We start from the raw sequence: 19568 nt of genomic DNA, 5'->3' as shown, positions 1-19568 counted from the left end.
GGTTAGCCTCTTCAAACATGGCTAGTATCCTCAAGCATGGTTAGCGTCCTCGGAGACTAAATGCTCCTTAACGAAGTCGATAAACACGCGCAGACGAGCAGGCATGTATTTGGTTTGTGCATACTGCATCGCGATAGCGCCGTGGTAGTTACTCTTGATCATCCAATCCGGCAATACTTCCACCACTTCTCCTTGCTCTAACGCGTCTTTGATCACGAAGTCATGGAAGATCCCAATTCCCAAGCCAGATTTAACCCCGTTCAAGCGCATTTGAGAATGGTTGACGGCGTAACGCCCGCTCACTGCAATGGAGTGGAATGCTTCCTCTTTAAAGAAAGACCAAATGTTGTCTTTGTCGTTCTCGGCAAGGTAAATACAGTCGTGTTGCTCAAGCTCGGTTGGGTGCTCAGGCATACCGTGTTTGGTGAGGTAATCTGGAGAGGCACACAAAACAAGGTTGGTCTTGCTGATCTCTTTGAGTACCAGGTTTTCATCGGGTTTGTCGGTGAGCTTAAATGCGACATCAATACCTTGGCGGAAAAGATCAATCTCACCATCTGCTGCACGCAGCTTAAGCTGAATATTTGGATAACGCTCTAGGAATGGCAACACAAACGGTTGAAGCACCGAATTAAGAAATGCTTCCGGGGCGGCCACTGTGAGTGCGCCTGTAGGCTCGGCATGATCTTCTGCAGATAACTCAACGGCTTGCTGCGCGGCATTCACCATTGCAATGCTTTGGTCGTAAACCTTTTGCCCAGCTTGAGTGATGATCAACTTACGAGTCGTGCGCTCAAACAATTTGACCGAAAGCGCTTGCTCTAATCGTGTGATCAACTTACTTAAAGCCGATGGCGTCACGCCGAGTTGTTTGGCTGCAGCGGTAAAACTGCCTTCGTTTACCACTAAGATAAACGAAGCAAGATCAGGAAGTAGGGCAATGAGTTTTGGATTAACCATAATTGTTCAGTTCTGCGCAGCGGAATAACGATATTGTCTGGTACGGTTTCACGAGGTTCAAGTGTCACCGTCTCGCTTTAACGATATTTTGCCAAAAATGCATTGAGTGCAGGCAAGCCAGATTCACCAGTATGGTATTGCTGCCAACAGTGATAAATGACCGTTTCGTGGCCTGCAATCAACTCGATAGCTTCTCGTTCAGCGATTGAATACTGCTGTGAAGCTTTCACTTCTTCGTGCCACTCTCGATACTTGACCTCATAAGGCTCTACCCACTTCAGAAGAGTCGCCACCAACTCTTGCCATGGTAAACCAATCCACTTGGTTGCATCTGCCAAGCCTTTATCCAACATCTCTTGGTATCGACTTTCTATATCCATGCCATTTGTCAGCAGTACAGGTTTGAGCTTTTCTGCGGTGAGTTCTTCCACTTCAATCAAGGTTTGCCACAGCGTTTGTTGTTCACTTTGGGTGTAATGGCTCAAGTAGTGGTTGAAAAAAGCGATGCCGTAGATTTCGCCATAGTAGGCAGACAGAACGTTATGAATCATGGTGAGAATCGTGATTTAAACAGAGAATACCGCATTGTAGGAGGGGAAAGCGCGAAGTGTAAACACCTGATTAAGAATAAAAAAGTGCTGCTGACAGAATTCGAACAGAACTTGTGAGAATTTTATGAGAATTCGATGAAGTTGCTGATAGATTTGCTCGTCATTCTTAGAGGCAAGAACGCAAAACGTTCGAAACGTAATGCTTAACCTACTCAAGTCACGAACAAAGAAGTAAAGCCGTACAAATGGGCTTGGGTAGTTCAACCCTCATTAAAGGATGGAATCACAATGAAAAAACGTACCCAACTCGGACTCGTCATGACTTCAGTCGCTATGGCTCTAGGCTCAGCATCAGTGAATGCGGCGGAATTGGAAATCACCGTGACAAACGCAACCAAAGGCATCTACTTTACGCCACTTATTATTGCCGCGCATGGCTCTGATCTTCAAATGTTCAGAACGGGTCAAGCAGCGACTCCAGAACTAGAAGCAATGGCAGAAGGTGGTGATATCTCTGGGCTTGCTAGTGTGATTGGTAACGCTGGTGGTTCGGTGGTTGAGAACCCTGCTGGTGGTATTTTGAATCCGGGTGTTGCAACCACCTTCACCTTGGACAGTGGCGATCACGGATATCTTTCTCTGAGCGCGATGTTGCTGCCAACCAATGACGGTTTCGTCGGTCTAGATAGCTGGAAGATTCCAACGGAAGCGGGTACATACCGAGCAACGCTAAGAAGTTACGATGCCGGTACAGAAGCGAACGATGAACTTGCGTCTAGCATGCCAAACCCACCTTTCATTACCTTTGGTACTGGCGGCACAGGCGTTGAAGCAACAGTAACTAACGACAAAGTTCACGTGCATCCGGGTAACCTTGGTGATAGCGATCCAACCGGCGGCATCAGTGACCTAGATAGCAGCAGCCATCGTTGGTTAAACCCAGTTGCAACCATCACAATCGTTGTGAAGTAAGGGGGATGTATGAAAGTCAGAATCTTACTAGTAGCAGCTTCAGTCGGTTTGCTCGCCGGTTGTCCAAGCGATGATGATAACGACATAGTGAAATCGTACCGCTACACCGTCAACGTGGCGAACTTGACTGCGAATCAACCAATGTCTCCGCTTGCGGTACTCACTCACAATGGTGACTACCAATTGTTTGAAATTGGACAAGCCGCATCTGTTGAACTTGAGCATCTTGCCGAAGGCGGTAGTAACGCAGAGCTGATTGAGTTGATGAACAGCAATGACAGTGTTTACCAAGGTATTTCGGGCAATGGATTGGTGTTGCCGGGTGCATCGGACGAAGTCACCATCACGGTTGACCCAAGTCGTTACGGTTACTTGTCTGTGGCGTCTATGTTCGTGAATACCAACGATGCCTTTGTTGGCGAAACGGGGCTATCGCTCAAATCGCTCGCAGTGGGTGAAAGCTATGAAATGAGCATGAACGTTTGGGATTCTGGCACGGAACTGAACGATGAACTTGCCGCAACCATTCCGGGCCCAGCAGGTGGCGGTGAGGGCTTCAATGCCGCTCGTAATGACAGCAGTGACGTTGTTGCATTCCATGCCGGTGTTGTTAGCCACGATGATGGATTAGCAAACTCAGCACTTTCTGCGAACCATCGTTTCTTGAATCCAGGTGCGAAAGTCACCATCACTCGAGTCGAGTAACACAGGCTCCGATGACGTCTCCTTTCCAAAGCGCTTGTAGCCGAGCGCTTTATCCCTCATGGCGTCATCGGAACCTTTTTTGAAAGAATTTCTAATTTGTTCCGGTCATCTGCAAAGTGAGGATACTCGAAGGCAAGGAAAGGACCATGGAACAACAGGCAATCAATTTAGTCGCGAACATCTTGTTGGTGGAAGATGACGATGATTTGGCAGAACTGGTTCAGATGCATCTCAAGTTTCAAGGACACCAAGTGTCGCGAGCCACAAATGTCGCCGATGCTAAAACGCAATACCAACAACAACCCTTTGATTTATTGATCCTTGACCGAGGTTTACCAGACGGCGATGGCCTAGACATCTGCCATTATTTGCGTCAGCAACAAGATTGGAATCCAGTGCTCATGCTGACAGCCAGAGACGGTGAAATGGACAAGGTTGACGGTTTAGAAGCGGGCGTTGATGACTACATCACTAAGCCATTTAGCGTATTAGAATTCCAAGCACGAGTGCGAAACGTGCTGCGCCGAGTCAGTCAAACCGCAGAGGCCAAAGTAGCAAATGAAGTCCTCGACGAAGCGATGGATTTTGGTCCGCTAAGAATCATTCCGGAGTTGCACCAAGTATCCCTAAACGACAAGGATGTCACTCTTACCGCGACAGAGTTTACTTTGCTGCAGTTTCTCGCGACTCGTCCGGGCAGAGTCTACAGTAAAGATGAATTGCTCGATCACGTATGGAACACCAGTCACTCTGGTTATCACCACACGGTGTGTAGCACCATTAACCGTTTACGCAGCAAATTGTCTTTGTCTGATTCAGATCATCACTTCATCCAAACCGTGTGGGGCGTTGGGTATAAGTTTCAACCAAGACACTAATGCAAAAAAGCAAGTCAAAACATCAAGCCAAGACAGTAAGTCGGCAGTTGTTTTCACCGTCATTTTTCAATCATCACGGGTGTTTCAAAAACACCGCTGTTTAAGGAGGCGATAGGATGAGCTTCAAATCTCGCTTAGTGGTATTTACCAGCTTGTGGTTCTGCCTCGCGGCGGTGGTGATTGCACTGACTTACAATTGGCAAAAAGAAACCATTGAGTTACGCACTAAGCAAAGCCTGCACAAAGAGCTAGCCAGCCACATGCGCGATGATAATCCGCTGATGATTGGTACGGATTACAACCCTAAAGCGCTCAAGTCGATCTTTCATACCCTTATGCTGATCGGCCCTGATTTTGAAATCTATTTCCTCGATAGCCAAGGCAATATCACCACCCATGCTGCGCCAGATGGGGCAAAGCTTATGGACTCGGTGGATCTGAACCCCATTCAGCAATTCTTAAACAACGAACCGCTTCCCATCTTAGGCGAAGATCCTCGTAATCGCGGTGAACACAAAGTGTTTTCTGTTGCGGCGATAGAGGAATTAGGCTCTACGGTCGGTTATCTCTATGTGGTGATTGGCAGTACCCGACATGACGCCATTGCTAATGCGCAAGTCGATACCCCTTACATCGCGCTGGCAGGATTGGTCTTAGTGTCCATTTTAGGCTTTGCTCTAGGGGCTTATGTGCTGGTGAAACGTAGCCTATTGAACCCGATTGAGCGCGTGACCAAGCAACTTCAACAGCAAGCCGAACATGATTTTCACCTGCAACCTGACTTTACTCACCAAGTGCCGGAACTCGTGCCGATTGCGCACTCTTATCAGATGATGGCGAAGCACATTCAGCAGCAGTTTTTACAGTTGGAGTATCAGTCTTCTCATCGTCGTCAGAGCTTGTTGCAGCTCAGTCATGATTTAAAAACGCCGTTATCGAGCGTGCTTGGCTATCTAGAAACGTGGCGTTTGCAACATCCGGAATCCGATCCTTTGATTGAGGTCGCTTTCCGAAATTGTGAGAAGCTCTCAACTCAATTGCATGCTTTATTAGACGCCGCGCGTAAAGAGGAACCAATGCCAAACTACGAATACCGCCCCATAGATCTTGGCGCGTTGATGGCAGAATGTGCCGAGACGATGCAGAGCCAGTTTTCTCGTAAAGAAGTGGTGTTGAAAGTGGATATCGATAGCGAGATTCAAACTGTGGGTGATAAAGGACTCTTAGAGCGGTTGGTATTGAACCTGCTTGAAAATGCGTTGCGCCACAGCCCAATCGGCTCGGAAGTGCATTGCCAAGCGCATTTGAGTGAGGATAAGTCGCGAATCCTGTTCACTTTTGTCAACCGAATTGATAAAGATGCCGTCGGTGGCGCATTAGGAATTGGTACAAAGATAGTGCAGTCAATTTTAATGTTGCACCACAGCTACTTAGAGACGTGTGAGACGGACACTGAGTATCAACAAAAATTCGCACTTCTCGCTGCCTGAGGAGAAGCGCGAATTTGGCTTATCGAATGACTACTTAATAACGCCACATACAACGCGCGCACCGCCGCCGCCTAATTTAGCAGGATGGTCGGAATGATTGTCACCACCAGCATGAATCATTAATGCTCGGCCTTTTAAATCTGATAATTTTAGGCGAGGCGCGACAACGGGCTGATTAGCATTACCATCCATGTCCACGTAGAGTGGAGGCAGGTCGCCTAAATGATTGTCATCGGTCCAAGGGTAGCCATGTTTCCCTGTGTTGCTGGGGTCATAGTGACCACCTGCTGCACCGCCAAGGACGGTTTTGCCATTCTTCTCCGCGCTATCGCACGATGGATTAGTGTGAACATGGAAACCGTGCACCCCTGATGACAAACCTGATAACTGAGGCATAAATACCACGCCATAGTCACTTTGTGAAATCTCAATGGTGCCAGCGCTCTTCTTGCTGTTGAGATCGTTCATCGCGACAGTCTGCGCAAGTACGTTAGGTGCGGCTACGAGAGTGGCAGCAACTGAAATGCATAGCAATCCTTTTAACATGGGACTTCCTTCTTTTTGGTTGTACGCTCAAGCACATATTAGTGAAAACTTCTCTTCCTTATGTCTGTTGAGCGGTGGGTTTATGTCAGAGAGTGATGTGTCTCACTCTATGGTCTTAAACTGGTATCTATCTGAGAAACCAGCTCTCCATTATTAAGACTTAACATATTGAGTTTGTTCAGATATAAAAAGAATAGACGTCAATCAAAAAATAGCCTGAATATTTTTAAATTAACGCAAAGTTAAATTTTTAATGACTTTATAACAAAGCTCATAATTGTTTTATAAAGAAGTTGTCGGAATTGTCTTCTATAAAAAATAATCAATTTAATGAATATTTTAATGTGAATATGGTTGTTTATAGGTTTGTGGTCAAACTGTTGCTTATATCATCAAATAAGATAAAAAATTGGAACTAAAGTCACTTAATGGCAGAGGAAAAAATTAAACTCTGGTTTTAATGGGTAATAATGTTTTAGTAACAGATAGTTACGCACTTAAAATTAATAATATGGCTAATTTCCGACAAGGATTGAAAAAGATGAAAGACAAGGAATCTATTCAGACTAATAGCAGCCGCCGTAATTTTCTGAAAGGCGCAACAGGAGCTGTTGTTGCTGGTGTGAGTGCTTCCGCTTTCTCGGGCGCAGTTCAAGCACGAGAACAGAAAATTGATTGGAGCAGCCGCGGGCTAGGTAGAAAACACGATAAGCGCTTTTGGCGTAAAGTGCAACGACAGTTCGTTTTGGATAAACGTACGACTTACATGAACATTGGCACAACGGGTTCTATGCCAAGACAAGTTCTTCAAGATTACGAGCATAACAACAAGTTGGTGGCTAAGTATCCTTGGGATATGAAGGGCAAATTTGGCTCTTGGCCTTATGTCTCTGAGATGGTTCAAGAAGTAGCGCCTGGCTTTGGTGCTAACCCAGAAGAAATCATTCTCAGCCGCAATACTACTGATGGTCTATGTTCGATCATTAACGGCTTACACTTTGAACCAGGCGATGTGATTCTAACGACGCACCATGAGCATATGGCTGCAACATCACCGATGAACGTCGCAAAACATCGTTTTGGCGTCGATGTTGTTGAAATTCAACTACCAGTATTTACCGGTACTGAAGACGTTTCTGAACAAGATTACATCCAAGCTTTCCGCGACGCGCTTGATGCGCATCAAAACGTTCGCCTCATCATGTTCTCTCATATCACCTATAAAACGGGAACGGCGTTACCAGCCAAAGCCATTTGTGCTTTAGCGAAAGAATATGGTGTGCCTACGCTTGTAGATGGAGCGCATACTGTCGGTATGTTTGACCTCGATTTCCATGATATGGACTGTGATTTCTATGCAGGTTCTGGTCACAAATGGCAGTGTGGTCCTGGCGCAACCGGTATTTTGTACGTACGTGATAACGCCAATCGCTTGAATGAGTATTGGAGTGATCGTGAAAACCCGTTGTGGTTGATCAACTCTTCACTTTCTCATGCGGATTACTTAGGCAAGCAGTTACAGATGCAGTACATCGGGAACGACAACTATCCTGCGAAACAAGCGTTAGTTGATAGCTGCAAAATGTGGGATGAGATTGGTCGTGACCGCATTGAGGAACGTGTTCTAAGTCTTGGTAGTTTGTGTAAAACCTTACTACAAGAGTACTTGCCACAAGCCCAAATGTACTCGCCAAACGTGGAAGGTTTAACGAGTGGCTTAACCACAGTTAACCCATTCTCTGATGTGACGAATGAAGACATATTGACTGAATTCAGAGATCGTCTGCGTGAAGAATATGGCTATATCATTCGAACAACCAGCTTTAAGCTGCATAAAGATGATGACTTTGATACTTACGCACTCCGTATCTCCACGCACTTGTTCCATGACGAGCAGGATGTTGAAGGGCTCGTGGTGGCGATGACGAATTTGTATTACTCGTCGTTCTAACATCGTTGTTTATCACTCAAGCGCCCATGATTGGGCGCTTTGTGAAAGGTAAGGATATTATTATGTCAGTCAAAACATTCAAAAGAACTTTAGCGGCGATGGCGCTTATGGCGGCCTCTGTTATGTCCTCTTCCGCTTGGTCAGACGACTTACAACAGATCCGTGATCGCGGAGTGTTGCGCCATATTGGTGTGCCGTACGCTAACTTCGTTTCTTATATTGAACAAGGTGAAGTGGAAACCTTGACTGGCTTAGATGTAGAGATAGTCAAAGGCTTTGCCAAGTCGTTGGGCGTTAAGTACCAATATGTTCCAGCTCAGTGGAGCGATATGGTCGGTAAGCTGACGGGCCAAGATGTTCAATACCATAATAAGCAAGCCGTCGTGGGAGAAAGTGTTCCAATCGAGGGGGACTTGATCGCAAATGGCGTTACCATTCTTGACTGGCGTTCTGAAGTTTTAGACTTTTCACAAGATTACTTCCCGTCGGGCGTTTGGTTAGTTTCCAGAACAGATTCCACGCTGAGTCCGATTAAACCCAGTGGTTCGGTTGATGAAGATGTAAAAACCGTCAAGCAGCTTATTCATGGTCGCGAAGTGTTAGCGTTGGAGCACTCTTGCTTGGACCCTAACCTTTATGACTTATATGACACGGGCGCAAAAGTCATACTGCCTGATGGGGCTCGTCTTCTTAATGAGATGGTGCCAGCGATAATGAAAAATGATGCGGAAAGCACATTACTAGACGTCGCCGATACGTTAATTGCATTAGAAAAATGGCCAGGTGAAATAAAAGTCATTGGTCCAGTATCCGAAAATCAGAAAATGGCTGTTGCATTCCGTAAAAACTCGCCGGAATTACGCAAAGCATTTGATCGTTATTTAGATTCAATAAAGAAAGATGGAACCTACGAAAAATTAGTAAAAAAATACTATCCATCTATTTACTACTTTTATAACGATTACTTCATAGAAGATAGTAAGAAAACCCGATGAAAAAGGCCGTTAAAAAAATATCCAGTAAAAAATTTATTGCAATAAGCGCAATATTAGTCTCTATTTATTTAGCTATGCTTATTGTTGTGACAAGTTTGGGGCAAAATAAATTAAAAGAATCCCAACATAGGGAACTTGGTTTAAAAGTAAAAAGTTACGCAAGCACACTCGATAATTTATTTACCATTGCTAGTGAAGATGTTGATAACTTATCTACAGATAAAACAGTACAAACATTCTTTGCTAATTTAGCCTCTGGCATGTCAATGGAGTACGGATTAGGAGCGAGTTTAATTAACTTGAAGCGTCGTTTCGATGAAAAGATAGATGGTAAGTTAATTAATAGCAGCCAAATCTATAAAAAGCTCACACTGGTAGGCAGTGATGGCACAACGATTGTCACGACGGGCTCTGAAGACAACATAGAGCAGAAGATGGATATCCAAACCTTAATGACTCAACATGGGCATCCCGAAGAGGTTTGTGCAACTCGATATAACGACGACGTGCGTATTCAAGTCATTAAGCAAGTCAAGTTCTCTGGAAAGCCAGTTGCCTTTCTAATTGCAGATCTCAATAAAAACATTGTTATTGATCAGCTCACTAATCAAGAGCACGAAGACAGTTATAGCCGGCTGGTGCTCAAAATAAAAGACGTTGAGATGGTCGTATGGGATACAATAAATAAAACGTCTTCTCATAATAAAGATGAGAATTATTTAATATCTGAAGCCGTTGATGGAAAAATATATTTTGAAGTGCCTGTTGAAAAACATCACTTCAAACTTATGGCTTGGTTTGAGCCTTTGAGTGAGCGAGATATTTTCACATCACGGATCTTCATTCTCGGTTTGAGTATTCTTGCTGTTATGGTTGTTATTGCGCTGTGTTATGCGTTCATCACAAATAATAATAGAATTGAATTGAAAATTAAACTTGAAGAAGAGAAAAAGCGAAAAGACATTCTTTCTCAACAGAACCGAAAACTAACTAACGAAATTGAACGCCGAAAAGCGTCTGAAAAAGAACTCGCCTTCCAAGCTAAATACGATACGTTGACTAACTTGCCTAATCGCAGCTACGGTTCTGAGAGACTGGCTTTGGAGTTGATTAGAGCGTCACGTAGTGGTTCAAAAGTATTGGTCATGTTTATTGATTTAGACCACTTTAAGCAGATTAACGATTCAATGGGTCACTTTGTTGGGGACGAGATCCTTAAACTTAGTGCTCAACGACTTCATCAAGTTGCGAGAAAAACAGACTTACTGGCGAGAATTGGTGGGGATGAGTTTTTATTAGTGATTCCTGACTTGCCTGATAATGACACCGCGAAGCGCGTTGCTTCAAGCGTGCTTTCGGCGTTTAACGATCCATTTGTATGGAACAATCATGAATTCTTCTTGAGTAGCAGCGTCGGAATGTCCGTATTTCCGGATGATGGAGATAATGCCGAGCAGCTCCTCGCCTGTGCTGACATGGCGATGTATCGCGTGAAGCAAGATGGACGCGATGCCTTCTGCTTTTATAACCACAATATGAACCAAGACTTGCAACGCTATTTGGATTTGGAAAATCGACTAAGAAATGCCATCTCTAGTCAATTACTAGAGTTGTATTATCAACCTATTATTGAGCTAAGCAGTGGTAAAATTGTTGGCGCAGAAGCGTTAATGCGTTGGAATGATGAGAAGTACGGATTCGTAAATCCTGAAGAGTTTATCTCTATTGCTGAGAAAAATGGCTTGATTCATCAAATTGGTGAATTCGCTATCCAGCAAGCGTGCCGCCAAGCGGCGCAATGGCAAAATCTGACGCCGCTGTTTGTTTCTGTGAATTTCTCCAGTGTTCAATTTAGGTATTGTGATCGCTTACTTGCGTTTATTAAGAAGAGCCTTGAGGAGTCTGGTCTTCCATCAGATAAGTTCGATATTGAGGTGACAGAGAGCCTTCTCTTTAACCACGACTCAGAGCTATTAGACATGCTCAATAACTTAAGAGCGTTAGGCACTAAGCTTACCATCGATGACTTTGGTACTGGCTATTCTGCGTTGAGTTACTTACAGAAATTCCCGTTCGATCGCCTTAAGATTGATCGCAGCTTTATGCAAAATATGTTCGAGAACGACTCCGATCGTGAGCTCGTCAACGTGATCATTGCAATGGCGAAAGCGCTGAACCTTAAGATTGTTGCTGAAGGCATTGAAGAACAGCGTCATGTCGATTATCTAAAAGACTTAAACTGTGAGTTCGGGCAAGGTTTCCACTATAGCCGCCCGTTACCAGCTAAGGACTTTGAAGCACTACTTAAACAACCAACTGGGCTATAACTCCTTTTATTACAATATTATAGGAAAGCATTAATTGAATTTGTGCCTTGGATTCATTAATGCTTTTCCACCTTAAGGGATAATCCTTCTTCCTTCCTTGAATTACACTACAATTAATTGATGAGTGATAGCCCGTGATGCCCGTCACATAAAGGCTCAACCTAATTCTAAACGAGTAAATACTCGCCAAAATAACCAGGAAGGAATTTCAAATGTCTTCTGCATTCTACCAACAGATTCAGCAGCAAATTGAAGAAGTGAAGGCTGAAGGTCTTTACAAATCAGAGCGCGTAATCACGTCTCAGCAGCAAGCGGCTGTTAAAATCTCTACCGGTGAAGAAGTATTAAACTTCTGTGCAAACAACTACCTTGGTCTTGCTAACCATCCTGCGCTAATTGAAGCGGGTAAAGCGGGTATGGACGAGCACGGCTTTGGTATGGCTTCAGTACGTTTCATCTGTGGTACTCAAGACATCCACAAAGAGCTTGAGCAGAAGTTGTCTAAGTTCCTAGGTAAAGAAGATACGATTCTTTACACCTCTTGCTTCGATGCAAACGCAGGTCTGTTTGAAACCATTCTCGGTAAAGAAGACGCAATTATTTCAGACGCACTAAACCACGCGTCAATCATCGACGGTGTTCGTCTATGTAAAGCAATGCGCTTCCGTTACTCAAACAACAACATGGAAGAGCTAGAGCAACAACTGATTGCTGCGAAAGAAGCAGGCGCACGCCACATTCTTATCGTTACTGACGGTGTGTTCTCAATGGATGGTGTAGTGGCGAACCTTCCGGCTATTTGTGATCTAGCTGAAAAATACGGCGCACTGACCATGGTTGATGACTCTCACGCGGTTGGCTTCATGGGTAAAACGGGTGCAGGTACGCACGAATACCATAACGTGGTTGACCGTATCGACATCATTACAGGTACGCTAGGTAAAGCAATGGGTGGCGCTTCAGGCGGTTACACGTCTGGTAAAGCGGAAGTGATCGACTGGTTACGTCAGCGTTCTCGTCCATACCTATTCTCTAACTCTGTTGCACCAGCAATCGTAAGCGCTTCTATCCGAGTTCTAGATCTACTAGAAGAGAGCGGTGACCTACGTGACCGTCTATGGGAAAACGCAGCACACTTCCGCGCACGTATGGAAGCTGCTGGTTTCACAATGGGCGGCGCTGACCATGCGATCATTCCAATCATGCTAGGTGATGCGAAAGTGGCAGCAGAATTTGCTGAGCGAGCACTAGAGAAAGGCATCTACGTAATCGGCTTCTCATTCCCTGTGGTACCAAAGGGCCAAGCGCGTATCCGTACTCAAATGTCAGCAGCGCATTCTCGTGAGCAGCTAGATCGTGCAATTGATGCGTTCATCGAAGTTGGTAAGGACATGGGTCTTATTTAAGACTCTAGGTCCTAGATAATAGGGCCTTTAATGAAGGTTACATTATGAAAATTAAAGCATTATCAAAGCTAAAGCCTGAAGAAGGCATCTGGATGACTGAGGTTGATAAACCTGAAGTTGGCCATAACGATATTCTGATCAAAATTAAGAAAACCGCTATCTGTGGTACGGACGTACACATCTACAACTGGGACGAATGGTCACAAAAGACAATTCCAGTGCCTATGGTTGTCGGTCACGAATACGTGGGTGAAGTGGTTGCGATTGGTCAGGAAGTTCGTGGCTTTGACATTGGTGACCGCGTATCTGGTGAAGGTCACATCACTTGTGGTCACTGCCGTAACTGTCGTGGCGGTCGTACTCACTTGTGTCGCAACACGATCGGTGTGGGTGTAAACCGTGAAGGCGCATTTGCAGAATACCTAGTGATTCCTGCATTTAACGCGTTTAAGATCCCTGACGAGATTTCTGACGATCTAGCATCGATCTTCGACCCGTTCGGTAACGCGGTACACACTGCGCTTTCTTTCGATCTAGTCGGTGAAGACGTGCTCATCACTGGTGCTGGCCCAATCGGCATCATGGCCGCCGCAGTTGCGAAACACGTCGGCGCTCGTCATGTGGTTATCACAGACGTAAACGAGTACCGTTTAGAGCTAGCTCGTAAAATGGGTGTAACACGCGCAGTAAATGTTGCTGAAGAGAAGCTTGAAGATGTAATGGCTGAACTAGGCATGACAGAAGGCTTTGACGTAGGCCTAGAAATGTCTGGTAACCCAGCGGCATTCAACTCAATGCTAACCACAATGAACCACGGTGGTCGTATTGCATTACTCGGTATTCCACCATCAGATATGGGCATTGATTGGAACCAAGTGATCTTCAAAGGCCTAGTTATCAAAGGCATCTATGGTCGTGAAATGTTCGAAACATGGTACAAGATGGCTTCACTGATTCAATCTGGTTTGGATCTATCACCAATTATTACGCACCACTACAAGATTGATGACTTCCAAGAAGGCTTCGATGTCATGCGTTCAGGCATGTCTGGCAAAGTTATCCTTGATTGGGAATAATCTGCTCAAATAAGAAAGCGCTCCGAAAGGGGCGTTTTTTTTCGTTTTTTAAACGCTTAGATTTTTTATTATTTAGCTCACACCCTATCTCTTTTCGTTTCTAAAAGCTGTCTAATTCAGAAAAAACTGCCTTCTTCGTGTTTCAACGTATGCAGAATACACTAAAGACCTTTTATTTAATATGGTTAATTGGTGGTTTTATATTCCAACCTAAAAGAATATCTCGGTGTAAAGCTCTGCTTTTCTTTTGACAACTACAATGAACTGACTTCTTTTTATCTTTTTAATCTCGATATGCACTTTGTTTTATTTGTTGAGCTATAACTAATAATACAATCATCTGTATAGAGTTCACAGAGATAGAAATGGAGCTTCATATGAAAATTTTTTGTTTGATTATTCCCTTGTTATTTACAGTGTTGAGCTTACAAACGAGGGCAGAGACAATTAGCGGTACGATAGACGTTTCGATCAATTTAGTGGAAGGCTGTGTCATTAATGGCAACAATGCGGTGAACGGTTCCAGTAATATTGGTTTTGGCTCATTAAATTTTGGTGACGTTCCGGCCATTTTTACTGAGCAAGAAGCAGTCTTGACTGGGGAAGGTGGTACGGGGATCGAAATACTTTGCAGCAATGGAGTCACGCCTACTTTCTCTTTAGTCAGTGGTGCCAACGATCCCAGTTCGACGACAGGTAATCACGCAATGACCAACGGATCCGAGTTTGTGGATTACACTCTCTTCACTGATTCAGATCGTTCTACCCAGTTTACCTCGAGTAACCCTATAGCACTCTCTACATTTAATGGTGTTGATTCAGAGACCATTAATTTGTACGCCACGGCATACGGTACCAGCAGCGTCGCAGGAAATTATGTTGATACACTAAACGTAACTCTGAGTTGGTAAGTGAACTCTATATTACTCAAAGCATTTTTATTCACCGCCTGTGCCATTTTTTCCTATCCTATTTTTGCAGCGCAGAGTGAAACTTTCCAAGTGTCAGCGACCATTGATACGGGGTGTCTGATCAATGGTGCGCTGACAGAAGAGAGTAACACTCAAATTGGAACAATAGGAGAGTTAAACTTTGGTGAACATTCTGCTATTTATGCTGCGGAAGTAGAAGGCAGCATCACCTACAACGGTGGGCTTACGTTAAGTTGTACCCCTGGCATAGCCATGAATATTAAGATTGACGGTGGTTTGAACGCTTCGTTAGGAGTACGCAAGCTGAAGCACACAGAAAAGTCGAGTACGGTGGATTATTTATTATTTGAAGATGCAGAACACTCTCAAGTATTAGACATTGATACCCCCTATTCTGTTGGAACTAATGAAGACCCTGACAACATTCAGGTGCCAATTTGGGCAAAGGCGATATTAAATGGAAATGAAATCGCTGGTATTTATACAGATACTCTTACCTTAACGCTTGAGTGGTAAGCGCTGTTTCGAAGAAATGATAACCTTCGGAGAAATTAAATGGATTTAATAATAAAAAGACTGGTTTTCGTCATTATTTTCTTATCAACGTTAACTTCACAGGCCTATGCTAATTCTCTCCTTATTTGGCCTATTTACCCTAAAATATCTTCTGAATCGAATGCAACATCAATTTGGATGGTTAATCAAGGCACTGAAGATTTTTATTTGCAGGTTCGTATTTTTCAGTGGGGACAGAAGGATGGGCAGGATACATATGCGCAGCAACGACAACTGATAGCTACGCCTCCTTTTGTGAAAATTGCACCTGGTGCCAAGCAACTTATTCGTATATTAAATCAAGATGGAGCGCTTTCTAATAAAGAGTACGCATATCGTATTATCATCGATGAACTCCCGCCAGCTAAAGGGCCTCAAGATGAAAATAAAGAAAATGATCTGGCAGTAAAAGTGAGAATGAGATATTCCATACCATTGTTTATGTACGGTAAAGGGATGAAAAGACCATCCCAAGGAACAAATGAAGTTTGGAGCGGACTACAGGCAAAGATTATAAAGAGTAAAGATAAGAACCTTATTCATATAGAAAACACCAGTAATCACTATGTCAGATTAGTCAACCTAGCAGTGACCGCACCAAACCAATCGCCTTTTATCGTTTCGAAAGGGTTAGCAGGGTATATATTACCTGAGCAATATAAAACGTGGCCTATTTCTTACTCCAATATGAAAAATATAAAAGTAAAGGCGGATATTGAAGGTAAGCGTTACGTTATTCCACTCGAACAAAATGAATAAGATTTTATATCTATCTTGTTTATTTACCAGTATGACGCCTGGCGTGGGTTGGTGCGATAACGTAGTGACCCATTTATCGCAGTTACCTAGCCCTGAAAACTTTTCTTATGAGAACTTTGAAAATATTCATTTGTCGTTAGAACTAGTCATTAATCAACGACCGACGGGTTTAATCTCGGATGTTGAACGTAAAGGCGAGCGTTACTTCGTGTATAGAGACGATTTACTGTCTGCTGGTGTGGTCGCGGATGTATTACCTGGGACGCAAGAGAAGTTAGACATAACATCAATATCGGGTGTAGAGGTCGATTATTTGCAATCGTCACTGCAATTATTAATCACAGTGCCTCCTAATTGGTTGCCGATGCAACGCTTTTCTGCGCAGAACAGGAGGCGTTTTTCGCCCGCTAAATTCGGAACTGGTGGGTTATTTAATTACAGTGTGTTTGGTGTTTATGATCACGATAGTAGTCAAAAAGAAGTATCTATTAACCACGAATTGAGAGCCTTTTCCGAATTCGGCGTACTTTCTACGACGGGAATATTTAAATCTAACCTTCATCGAGACGTTCAAGCGCAACAAAGTAATAAATATACGCGCTTCGACACGAGGTACGAATATGTTGATCAAAGTCGTCGATTGCGCTTTGAAGTAGGGGATTACATTGTGAGGCCCCTTGCGTGGAGTCAACCAGTTCGAATGGCTGGTATTCAACTGTCACATGACTTCTCTATGCGTCCAGATGTGGTTACCGCCCCTTTACCTGCATTTTATGGCGAAGTAACTGCTCCCACGACGTTAGATTTATTTGTAAACGGATTAAAAACCGATTCACTGTTTGTGGGGCCGGGACCGTTTGTTATCAATGATATTCCAATGGTATCGGGAGCTGGTGAAGCCACAGTGATTGCAACGGATGCCCAGGGAAGGCGGACTGCAATGACCAGTCCATTTTTCCTTTCAGCTAACTTGCTGAAGGCTAACTATACCTCTTACAACGCCAGTTTTGGTGCTTTACGCCAAAACTATGGCAACGCTTCAAATGACTATGGCGATGGTGCTGTTGTCGCAGCTGCGAGGCACGGAATGACAAACTGGCTTACGTTGGAGGCACAAACCGAAGCGAAAGATGACTTAATTGTTGCGGGAGTCGGTTTTGTTACCAACCTATTCAATATGGGAACGATTGATGGGGCGGTAAGGTTTAGCAATTATGAGCAGAGAGCGAGTTCCTATTCAGTTGGTTATAGTTATCAATCTCGAATGTTTAGCTTTTCCGCTCGTACCCAAGTTGAGAGCGAGGGATTTTACACGCTCTCCCAAACACCAGAGAACTTGAGAAGTGACGACACTAACGAGCGAGAGAATTTATCTCGGCATGTCTCTCAGATAAATGTTGGCGCCCGGCTGAATGAGTGGGGTTCGTTATCAGGGGGATACTTTGATGTTCAGCAAACCGACTCTCGATCGAGAATACTTAATGTAACTTACAGCCGCTCGCTTCCGTTCGATATCAACATGTCATTATCGTTTAATCGGAGCATAGGTGGAGAGGCCGTTACGCTAGCACAATTCTCATTACCTTTGAGTGCCTTCTCTGGTAGCGCGGGATTAACCATGAAGCGTGAAAGCGATGGTCATATTGGTGGCCGTGCTAGTGTTAGTCGACTTGCGCCGGTTCGAGGTGGTTGGGGAATCAACTTAGCGCATGATATTAATGAAAAGCCTGACAATAGAAAGCAGGCCGATGTTACTTACCGAGCCTCTTGGGCGGAGTTCCGAGCGGGCTTAAATGGGACGAGTGGTAATTACGATTATTTTGCCGAAATGTCGGGTTCGGTTGCGTCACTCGATGGTGAAATATTCCCTGCAAATAATGTGTATGATAGTTTCGCTGTTGTCAGTACTAGCGGTTTTGAAGGTGTGCCCGTCAAATATGAGAATCAAGTTGTTGGATTGACTGATGATGACGGTTACTTACTTGTGCCTTGGGCAATGGCATATTACACCGCAAAATATGAAATTGATCCGCTTAGATTACCAGCCAATGCTTTTTTCCCAACAACAGAACAATACGCGTCGATACATTCTGGGTACGGCTATTTGCTCGAGTTCCCAATAGCTTTGCAAGTTGCGTTAAGCATGGAGGTTGTTGATGAAAATGACGCCTACTTGCCATTAGGAACTTATGGTCAATCAGATACTGGAGTGGTAGGGCAAATTGGTTGGGATGGAGTGACGTATTTTGAGGGGCGTAATGTAGGTGAGTACATTATCTTTTACCCCGAAGGCTTTCCACCATGTAAAGTATTTATAACGGGACTCTATCAAACACGGAGCGAGAAAATACAGACATTAGGTAAACAAGTCTGCACGAAAGAGCAAAAATCAGAGGTACAATTATGAGTCGGTATTCTCGTTATCTTTGGTTTTTTCTTCTTTTTATATCGTTCGGTAACATGGCTTGTGAGCTCACTGCGCCGACGCCTTTGATTCAATTTGGAAGCGTTTCCTCGTTTACCGTTTCAACTATTCAGCAACAGAGCTCAGCCCAGCCTCACGCAGGGATAACGTGTGACTTTTCTACACTTGTTTCTTTGTTGAGTGGCGACTATGTGTCTGCAACGTTTAACAGTACTAACGATGGGCGGTTGCTTAATGCGGCGGATATTAGTTCGGAACTTAGCTATCAGATTTTTGGAGACCCAAGCCTTTCGCAAGAGTACATTTTTGGCCAAACTTACAATTTTTTTGAAATTGGGCTGCTCGATTTACTAGGTTTATTTGGCACTCAAGCTGAATTTCCGCTTTATGCCCGGACAGGAGCTGGTAGTAATCTCTCAGCAGGGACTTATCGAGACCAAATTACGGTCTCTTGGATTTGGAATTATTGCTCAGGAATTGGAGTTGGAGGCGTATGTCTTGGGCGAGAAACAGGCAATGCACAAAGCTTGATTACGGTAGAGTTAGAAGTCACTCCCGATTGTATGATCACGGCGCCAGATATTAATTTTGGTTCATCACCATTGGTGGCAGGTTTTGACCCTGTCAGTCAGGTTATATCATTAACCTGTACCAAGAACAGTGCTTTTACCATTGGTTTAAACGACGGTGTGAATGCCTCCGGAGGCCAACGACGCATGGCATCTGGCGGTAACTATTTGGAGTATGAAATCTATAAATCCTCATCGACGGAGCGGTGGGGGGGGACTGGTTCTGAACGTCGTGAACAGAGCGATGTGGATACGGGGGACACCATTCCCGATGGCATCACTCCGCAGAACTTCAATTATCGCGCAGAGATAATAACAAGCCAAACCACCCCACCAGCTGGCACTTATACCGACTCGATAATCGTTGATGTTCAATTTTGAGCATCATATCAATTGCATAACTAGAGGCATCTATTCCAAAAAACTTTTGTAATCATAGTTTTCACTCTATTCCCGCTTAATTCTGTGCGA

General features: G+C 44.2%; 17 protein-coding genes. 14 read left to right on the top strand and 3 right to left on the bottom strand.

What is annotated here, in order from left to right; translation table 11 throughout:
- Window positions 1-30: 30 nt before the first annotated feature.
- Complete coding sequence (locus tag ACWPOD_RS06195) at window positions 31-960, bottom strand: LysR family transcriptional regulator (protein ID WP_048625391.1); 930 nt, start codon at window positions 958-960, stop codon at window positions 31-33.
- A gap of 77 nt (window positions 961-1037) precedes the next feature.
- Complete coding sequence (locus ACWPOD_RS06190) at window positions 1038-1511, bottom strand: hypothetical protein (protein ID WP_456231681.1); 474 nt, start codon at window positions 1509-1511, stop codon at window positions 1038-1040.
- Between the two features lie 288 nt (window positions 1512-1799).
- Between ACWPOD_RS06190 and ACWPOD_RS06185 the strand changes: the two genes are divergently transcribed.
- The 4 genes from ACWPOD_RS06185 (at window position 1800) to ACWPOD_RS06170 (ending at window position 5556) form a co-directional block, all read left to right on the top strand.
- The gene (locus ACWPOD_RS06185) at window positions 1800-2483 is read left to right on the top strand and encodes a spondin domain-containing protein (RefSeq protein ID WP_456231680.1); all 684 of its coding nucleotides are present in this window, start codon (window positions 1800-1802) and stop codon (window positions 2481-2483) included.
- Between the two features lie 9 nt (window positions 2484-2492).
- Window positions 2493-3188 carry a spondin domain-containing protein gene (locus ACWPOD_RS06180; protein WP_456231679.1) on the top strand — a complete coding sequence of 232 codons (696 nt, stop codon included), beginning with the start codon at window positions 2493-2495 and terminating at the stop codon, window positions 3186-3188.
- Between the two features lie 146 nt (window positions 3189-3334).
- Window positions 3335-4066: a response regulator transcription factor gene (locus tag ACWPOD_RS06175; protein WP_167427763.1), complete on the top strand. Its 732-nt coding sequence runs from the start codon at window positions 3335-3337 to the stop codon at window positions 4064-4066.
- Window positions 4067-4182: 116 nt separating this feature from the next.
- The gene (locus tag ACWPOD_RS06170) at window positions 4183-5556 is read left to right on the top strand and encodes a sensor histidine kinase (protein WP_167427762.1); all 1374 of its coding nucleotides are present in this window, start codon (window positions 4183-4185) and stop codon (window positions 5554-5556) included.
- Window positions 5557-5586: 30 nt separating this feature from the next.
- On the opposite strand, the gene ACWPOD_RS06165 is transcribed toward ACWPOD_RS06170, so the two are convergent.
- On the bottom strand, window positions 5587-6102 hold the full coding sequence (locus ACWPOD_RS06165; protein WP_167427761.1) for a superoxide dismutase family protein: 516 nt from the start codon (window positions 6100-6102) through the stop codon (window positions 5587-5589).
- 541 nt (window positions 6103-6643) lie between these two features.
- On the opposite strand from ACWPOD_RS06165, the gene ACWPOD_RS06160 reads away from it, so the two are divergent.
- The 10 genes from ACWPOD_RS06160 to ACWPOD_RS06115 all read left to right on the top strand — a co-directional run bounded on the left by ACWPOD_RS06160 (window position 6644) and on the right by ACWPOD_RS06115 (window position 19478).
- The gene (locus ACWPOD_RS06160) at window positions 6644-8053 is read left to right on the top strand and encodes an aminotransferase class V-fold PLP-dependent enzyme (protein ID WP_006741963.1); all 1410 of its coding nucleotides are present in this window, start codon (window positions 6644-6646) and stop codon (window positions 8051-8053) included.
- Window positions 8054-8115: 62 nt separating this feature from the next.
- Window positions 8116-9048, top strand: a complete 933-nt coding sequence (locus ACWPOD_RS06155) for a transporter substrate-binding domain-containing protein (protein WP_005394865.1) — start codon at window positions 8116-8118, stop codon at window positions 9046-9048.
- A complete protein-coding gene (locus ACWPOD_RS06150) occupies window positions 9045-11375 on the top strand; it encodes a putative bifunctional diguanylate cyclase/phosphodiesterase (protein WP_167427760.1) in 2331 nt (776 codons plus the stop codon). Before ACWPOD_RS06155 ends, ACWPOD_RS06150 begins: the two co-directional genes overlap by 4 nt.
- Before the next feature lie 212 nt (window positions 11376-11587).
- Window positions 11588-12781 (top strand): glycine C-acetyltransferase, encoded by a 1194-nt coding sequence (locus tag ACWPOD_RS06145; protein ID WP_005394869.1) that lies wholly within the window; start codon window positions 11588-11590, stop codon window positions 12779-12781.
- Between the two features lie 44 nt (window positions 12782-12825).
- Window positions 12826-13857 (top strand): L-threonine 3-dehydrogenase, encoded by a 1032-nt coding sequence (tdh, locus tag ACWPOD_RS06140; protein ID WP_167427759.1) that lies wholly within the window; start codon window positions 12826-12828, stop codon window positions 13855-13857.
- A gap of 365 nt (window positions 13858-14222) precedes the next feature.
- Window positions 14223-14768, top strand: coding sequence for a Csu type fimbrial protein (locus tag ACWPOD_RS06135; protein WP_047009589.1), 546 nt, complete (start codon window positions 14223-14225; stop codon window positions 14766-14768).
- Window positions 14769-15305 (top strand): Csu type fimbrial protein, encoded by a 537-nt coding sequence (locus tag ACWPOD_RS06130; RefSeq protein ID WP_225311819.1) that lies wholly within the window; start codon window positions 14769-14771, stop codon window positions 15303-15305. It abuts the gene before it with no gap.
- Between the two features lie 39 nt (window positions 15306-15344).
- The gene (locus tag ACWPOD_RS06125; protein ID WP_258658009.1) at window positions 15345-16103 is read left to right on the top strand and encodes a fimbrial biogenesis chaperone; all 759 of its coding nucleotides are present in this window, start codon (window positions 15345-15347) and stop codon (window positions 16101-16103) included.
- Window positions 16096-18510 (top strand): fimbria/pilus outer membrane usher protein, encoded by a 2415-nt coding sequence (locus ACWPOD_RS06120; RefSeq protein ID WP_456231678.1) that lies wholly within the window; start codon window positions 16096-16098, stop codon window positions 18508-18510. Before ACWPOD_RS06125 ends, ACWPOD_RS06120 begins: the two co-directional genes overlap by 8 nt.
- Complete coding sequence (locus tag ACWPOD_RS06115; protein ID WP_395202690.1) at window positions 18507-19478, top strand: Csu type fimbrial protein; 972 nt, start codon at window positions 18507-18509, stop codon at window positions 19476-19478. The genes ACWPOD_RS06120 and ACWPOD_RS06115 overlap by 4 nt, the downstream gene beginning before the upstream one ends.
- The last annotated feature ends 90 nt before the right edge of the window (window positions 19479-19568 follow it).

The sequence above is a fragment of the Vibrio sp. JZG120 genome, assembly GCF_053890955.1.
This window is presented reverse-complemented; position numbering and strand designations above follow the sequence as displayed.

Excerpts from the sequence above, each read along its gene's own strand:
- ACWPOD_RS06190 (WP_456231681.1), bottom strand. The coding sequence starts at position 1,511 with ATGATTCATAACGTTCTGTCTGCCTACTATGGCGAAATCTACGGCATC.
- ACWPOD_RS06150 (WP_167427760.1), top strand. The coding sequence starts at position 9,045 with ATGAAAAAGGCCGTTAAAAAAATATCCAGTAAAAAATTTATTGCAATA.
- ACWPOD_RS06160 (WP_006741963.1), top strand. The coding sequence starts at position 6,644 with ATGAAAGACAAGGAATCTATTCAGACTAATAGCAGCCGCCGTAATTTT.
- tdh (WP_167427759.1), top strand. The coding sequence starts at position 12,826 with ATGAAAATTAAAGCATTATCAAAGCTAAAGCCTGAAGAAGGCATCTGG.
- ACWPOD_RS06185 (WP_456231680.1), top strand. The coding sequence starts at position 1,800 with ATGAAAAAACGTACCCAACTCGGACTCGTCATGACTTCAGTCGCTATG.
- ACWPOD_RS06120 (WP_456231678.1), top strand. The coding sequence starts at position 16,096 with ATGAATAAGATTTTATATCTATCTTGTTTATTTACCAGTATGACGCCT.
- ACWPOD_RS06170 (WP_167427762.1), top strand. The coding sequence starts at position 4,183 with ATGAGCTTCAAATCTCGCTTAGTGGTATTTACCAGCTTGTGGTTCTGC.
- ACWPOD_RS06125 (WP_258658009.1), top strand. The coding sequence starts at position 15,345 with ATGGATTTAATAATAAAAAGACTGGTTTTCGTCATTATTTTCTTATCA.
- ACWPOD_RS06180 (WP_456231679.1), top strand. The coding sequence starts at position 2,493 with ATGAAAGTCAGAATCTTACTAGTAGCAGCTTCAGTCGGTTTGCTCGCC.
- ACWPOD_RS06195 (WP_048625391.1), bottom strand. The coding sequence starts at position 960 with ATGGTTAATCCAAAACTCATTGCCCTACTTCCTGATCTTGCTTCGTTT.
- ACWPOD_RS06165 (WP_167427761.1), bottom strand. The coding sequence starts at position 6,102 with ATGTTAAAAGGATTGCTATGCATTTCAGTTGCTGCCACTCTCGTAGCC.
- ACWPOD_RS06155 (WP_005394865.1), top strand. The coding sequence starts at position 8,116 with ATGTCAGTCAAAACATTCAAAAGAACTTTAGCGGCGATGGCGCTTATG.
- ACWPOD_RS06135 (WP_047009589.1), top strand. The coding sequence starts at position 14,223 with ATGGAGCTTCATATGAAAATTTTTTGTTTGATTATTCCCTTGTTATTT.
- ACWPOD_RS06145 (WP_005394869.1), top strand. The coding sequence starts at position 11,588 with ATGTCTTCTGCATTCTACCAACAGATTCAGCAGCAAATTGAAGAAGTG.
- ACWPOD_RS06115 (WP_395202690.1), top strand. The coding sequence starts at position 18,507 with ATGAGTCGGTATTCTCGTTATCTTTGGTTTTTTCTTCTTTTTATATCG.
- ACWPOD_RS06175 (WP_167427763.1), top strand. The coding sequence starts at position 3,335 with ATGGAACAACAGGCAATCAATTTAGTCGCGAACATCTTGTTGGTGGAA.